The 5,545-nt window shown below is 49.3% G+C and carries 2 tRNA genes and 3 rRNA genes; all 5 read left to right on the top strand.

The annotated features are described in order from the left end of the window. Positions 1 to 168 precede the first annotated feature (168 nt). Positions 169 to 1,688 (top strand): 16S ribosomal RNA (locus tag OQZ33_RS24010). Positions 1,689 to 1,871: 183 nt separating this feature from the next. Then, positions 1,872 to 1,946: transfer RNA gene (locus tag OQZ33_RS24005), tRNA-Ile, on the top strand. Between the two features lie 13 nt (positions 1,947 to 1,959). Beyond that, positions 1,960 to 2,033: transfer RNA gene (locus OQZ33_RS24000), tRNA-Ala, on the top strand. 364 nt (positions 2,034 to 2,397) lie between these two features. Then, a 23S ribosomal RNA gene (locus OQZ33_RS23995) occupies positions 2,398 to 5,274 on the top strand. Positions 5,275 to 5,411: 137 nt separating this feature from the next. Beyond that, positions 5,412 to 5,523 (top strand): 5S ribosomal RNA (gene rrf / locus OQZ33_RS23990). Together the 16S, 23S and 5S rRNA genes with 2 tRNA genes alongside form the textbook arrangement of a ribosomal RNA operon. The last annotated feature ends 22 nt before the right edge of the window (positions 5,524 to 5,545 follow it).

Genomic DNA, 5,545 nt, shown 5'->3' with positions numbered 1-5,545 from the left:
GTCGATAAGTTCTTAAAAGAGATGTCAATGATGCGTAGTGGGGTAATGAAGTACGAATTCAAGTACAGAGTTCCTTATTACATTTTAAAGTCAATGTCCAACGGACAAAACAAAAGAAGACTATTTTTAACGATAGTTAAAACTGGTCAGAATCTTACAACACATTTTACAATGGAGAGTTTGATCCTGGCTCAGGATGAACGCTAGCGGCAGGCCTAATACATGCAAGTCGAGGGGTAGAAGAGGCTTGCTTCTTTGAGACCGGCGCACGGGTGCGTAACGCGTATGCAACCTACCTTCATCTGGGGGATAGCCCGGAGAAATCCGGATTAATACCGCATAAAATCACAGGATGGCATTATCCAATGATCAAACATTTATGGGATGGAGATGGGCATGCGTGTCATTAGCTAGTTGGCGGGGTAACGGCCCACCAAGGCGACGATGACTAGGGGATCTGAGAGGATGGCCCCCCACACTGGTACTGAGACACGGACCAGACTCCTACGGGAGGCAGCAGTAAGGAATATTGGTCAATGGAGGCAACTCTGAACCAGCCATGCCGCGTGCAGGAAGACTGCCCTATGGGTTGTAAACTGCTTTTATTCGGGAATAAACCTAGATACGTGTATCTAGCTGAATGTACCGAAGGAATAAGGATCGGCTAACTCCGTGCCAGCAGCCGCGGTAATACGGAGGATCCAAGCGTTATCCGGATTTATTGGGTTTAAAGGGTGCGTAGGCGGCCTGTTAAGTCAGGGGTGAAAGACGGTAGCTCAACTATCGCAGTGCCCTTGATACTGATGGGCTTGAATGGACTAGAGGTAGGCGGAATGAGACAAGTAGCGGTGAAATGCATAGATATGTCTCAGAACACCGATTGCGAAGGCAGCTTACTATGGTCTTATTGACGCTGAGGCACGAAAGCGTGGGGATCAAACAGGATTAGATACCCTGGTAGTCCACGCCCTAAACGATGAACACTCGCTGTTGGCGATACACAGTCAGCGGCTAAGCGAAAGCGTTAAGTGTTCCACCTGGGGAGTACGCTCGCAAGAGTGAAACTCAAAGGAATTGACGGGGGCCCGCACAAGCGGAGGAGCATGTGGTTTAATTCGATGATACGCGAGGAACCTTACCCGGGCTTGAAAGTTAGTGAATGATCCAGAGATGGATCAGTGAGCAATCACACGAAACTAGGTGCTGCATGGCTGTCGTCAGCTCGTGCCGTGAGGTGTTGGGTTAAGTCCCGCAACGAGCGCAACCCCTATGTTTAGTTGCCAGCACGTTAAGGTGGGGACTCTAAACAGACTGCCTGTGCAAACAGAGAGGAAGGAGGGGACGACGTCAAGTCATCATGGCCCTTACGTCCGGGGCTACACACGTGCTACAATGGATGGTACAGAGGGCAGCTACATAGCAATATGATGCGAATCTCACAAAGCCATTCACAGTTCGGATTGGGGTCTGCAACTCGACCCCATGAAGTTGGATTCGCTAGTAATCGCGTATCAGCAATGACGCGGTGAATACGTTCCCGGGCCTTGTACACACCGCCCGTCAAGCCATGGAAGTTGGGGGTACCTAAAGTATGTAACCGAAAGGAGCGTCCTAGGGTAAAACCGATAACTGGGGCTAAGTCGTAACAAGGTAGCCGTACCGGAAGGTGCGGCTGGAATACCTCCTTTCTGGAGTGGAGTTGACTACTCACTGCGCAACATGATATTTCAAAAAAGAGAAAAAAAGAAGAAACACCCAGAAGAAATGACGGTTGTCCTCAACGATAGGGCCATCGGAACGAAAGCTAGGTAAAGCAAAGGGAGCGGTAGCGGTAATATACTAACCGCGAAGAATGCCGAACCGAAAAGCACAGTCCCGTAGCTCAGCCTGGTTAGAGCACTACACTGATAATGTAGGGGTCTCCAGTTCAAATCTGGACGGGACTACTTTAATAATCCTGGGGGATTAGCTCAGCTGGCTAGAGCGCCTGCCTTGCACGCAGGAGGTCAACGGTTCGACTCCGTTATTCTCCACATCAAGAAAATACATCACCGGGATCGGTGGTCATCATTGACAGACTGAAAGAAATAAAAGAAGACGCCATGGGGCACATATATGGAAGGTATATGAAACGGTTCGAGACCGCGGTTTTTGACTAACGAAGCTGAAACGGAGCTTAGGCAGGGGACAATGAAACCCTCTACCTTTATACCTTCGACCTTCAGCCTCAGTAAAGTTCTTTGACATATTGGAAGAAGTTAAAAAAGAAGAGCAAACAACAATAGGCGACTGTTGTGTTTGTGCTCGCTTAAAGGAACCGCAAGGGACCGATAAGCATGAGACATCATAACAAGAGCAAAAAAAGCATACCATATGGCGCAAAAGGCATATGAGTAGAAGAAAGTAATAAAGAGTACACGGGGGATGCCTTGGCTCTCAGAGGCGATGAAGGACGTGATAAGCTGCGATAAGCTTCGGGTATTTGCAAATAGGAATTGATCCGAAGATTTCCGAATGGGGCAACCCGGCTGGTTGAAGACCAGTCACATATAATGAGCAAACCTGCCGAACTGAAACATCTAAGTAAGCAGAGGAAGAGAAAATAACAATGATTTCCTGAGTAGTGGCGAGCGAAAGGGAAAGAGCCCAAACCATCCATGTTACGGCATAGGTGGGGTTGTAGGACTGCAACGTGGCATTAGCAAACAGAAGTGGAATGGGATGGGAAGCCCAGCGATACACGGTGATAGCCCGGTACACGTATAGAATGCTAGTCTAGCAGTATCCTGAGTACCGCGAGGTCGGAGACGCCTTGTGGGAATCTGCCGGCACCATCCGGTAAGGCTAAATACTCCTGAGAGACCGATAGTGAACCAGTACCGTGAGGGAAAGGTGAAAAGAACCCCGAACAGGGGAGTGAAATAGAACCTGAAACCGTGTACTTACAAGCGGTCGGAGCATCCAAGTGGTGTGACGGCGTGCCTTTTGCATAATGAGCCTACGAGTTACTCCTCTCTGGCAAGGTTAAGTGCTTCAGGCACGGATCCGAAGCGAAAGCGAGTCTGAACAGGGCGTATAGTCAGAGGGGGTAGACGCGAAACCTTGTGATCTACCCATGGACAGGTTGAAGGTGCGGTAACACGTACTGGAGGACCGAACCGATAAACGTTGAAAAGTTTCCGGATGATCTGTGGGTAGGGGTGAAAGGCTAATCAAACTGGGAAATAGCTCGTACTCCCCGAAATGTTTTTAGGAACAGCGTGGATATTAAGTTTCATAGAGGTAGAGCTACTGATTGGGTGCGGGGGAGTCAAATCCTACCAAATCCAGACAAACTCCGAATGCTATGAAATATGATCTGCAGTGAGGCGCGGGGTGCTAAGGTCACGCGCCGAGAGGGAAAGAACCCAGACCATCAGCTAAGGTCCCCAAGTTACAGTTAAGTTGAACTAACGAGGTCCGATTGCACAGACAGCTAGGATGTTGGCTTGGAAGCAGCCATTCATTTAAAGAGTGCGTAACAGCTCACTAGTCGAGCGATCGGGCATGGATAATAAACGGGCATTAAATTGTACACCGAAGCTATGGGATTGAAATATATCGGTAGGGGAGCATTCTAGCGGCAGCGAAGGTATCTGGTAATGGGTGCTGGAGCTTCTAGAAAAGCAAATGTAGGCATAAGTAACGATAAGGCGGGAGAGAAACCCGCCCACCGAAAGGATAAGGTTTCCTGATCAACGCTAATCGGATCAGGGTCAGTCGGGACCTAAGGAGAACCCGAAGGGGAAATTCGATGGACAACTGGTTAATATTCCAGTACTTTTTATAACTGCGATGTGGGGACGGAGTAGTGACACTGCCGCGATCTGACGGAATAGATCGTTAAAGACAGTAGGTAATGGAACGGTAGGCAAATCCGCCGATCTAGCTGAAAGTCGATAGTACCGCAAGCCTTCGGGTGAGTGGATAGCGCAGGTAATCAGACTTCCAAGAAAAACCGCTAAGCTTCAGGTTATAAAAACCCGTACCGCAAACCGACACAGGTATCCGGGAAGAGGATTCTAAGGTGCTCGAGTGAATCATGGCTAAGGAACTCGGCAAAATGGCCCTGTAACTTCGGGAGAAGGGGCGCTGGCAGCAATGTCAGCCGCAGTGAAAAGGCCCAGGCGACTGTTTAACAAAAACACATGGCTTTGCAAAATCGAAAGATGAGGTATAAGGCCTGACACCTGCCCGGTGCTGGAAGGTTAAGAGGGGATGTCATCCGCAAGGAGAAGCATTGAATCGAAGCCCCAGTAAACGGCGGCCGTAACTATAACGGTCCTAAGGTAGCGAAATTCCTTGTCGGGTAAGTTCCGACCTGCACGAATGGTGTAACGATCTGGGCGCTGTCTCAGCCATGAGCTCGGTGAAATTGTGGTCCCGGTGAAGACGCCGGGTACCCGCAACGGGACGGAAAGACCCCATGCACCTTCACTACAATTTAACATTGACATTGGATACAGGATGTGTAGGATAGGTGGGAGGCTTTGAAGCGGCGTCGCTAGGCGTCGTGGAGCCAACGTTGAAATACCACCCTTTCTGTATTCGGTGTCTAATCCCGCTAAGCGGGAGACATTGTTTGATGGGTAGTTTGACTGGGGTGGTCGCCTCCAAAAAGGTAACGGAGGCTTTCAAAGGTAAGCTCAGTACGCTTGGTAACCGTACGCGGAGTGCAATAGCATAAGCTTGCTTGACTGTGAGACATACAGGTCGATCAGGGTCGAAAGACGGATATAGTGATCCGGTGGTTCTGCATGGAAGGGCCATCGCTCAAAGGATAAAAGGTACGCTGGGGATAACAGGCTGATCTCCCCCAAGAGCTCATATCGACGGGGAGGTTTGGCACCTCGATGTCGGCTCGTCACATCCTGGGGCTGGAGAAGGTCCCAAGGGTTCGGCTGTTCGCCGATTAAAGTGGCACGCGAGCTGGGTTCAGAACGTCGCGAGACAGTTCGGTCCCTATCTGTTGTGGGCGTAGGAATTTTGAGTGGGGCTGACCTTAGTACGAGAGGACCGGGTTGGACTAGCCTCTAGTGAATCTGTTGTTCCGCCAGGGGCATTGCAGAGTAGCTACGCTGGGAATAGATAAGCGCTGAAAGCATCTAAGTGCGAAACTAGCCACGAGATGAGAATTCCATATAGGACCGTAGAAGACTACTACGTTGATAGGCTACAGATGTAAAGCTGGCGACAGCACAGTCGAGTAGTACTAATCATCCGAAGCTTTCAAAGCAAACAGACTGTTGTTTGTTCTTCTAAGATAACTTCTTTCAATAATATGTCATTTAGGTTGTAGGTGATAAGCTGTGGGTGGTACGTTCAAAAACGTAAAACTCAATACTTAAAACTCAAGACTTATTTAAAAACATTTAGGTGCCTATATCGGTGGTGTCCACCTCTTCCCATTCCGAACAGAGAAGTTAAGCCCACCAGAGCCGATGGTACTGCGGTAACACGTGGGAGAGTAGGTCGGTGCCAAATCTTAAAGCCCAATAGGGCATTA

Origin of the sequence: Pedobacter sp. MC2016-05, from assembly GCF_026239735.1 — a bacterium.
In the GTDB taxonomy this organism is placed as follows: Bacteria; Bacteroidota; Bacteroidia; order Sphingobacteriales; family Sphingobacteriaceae; genus Pedobacter.
This window is presented reverse-complemented; position numbering and strand designations above follow the sequence as displayed.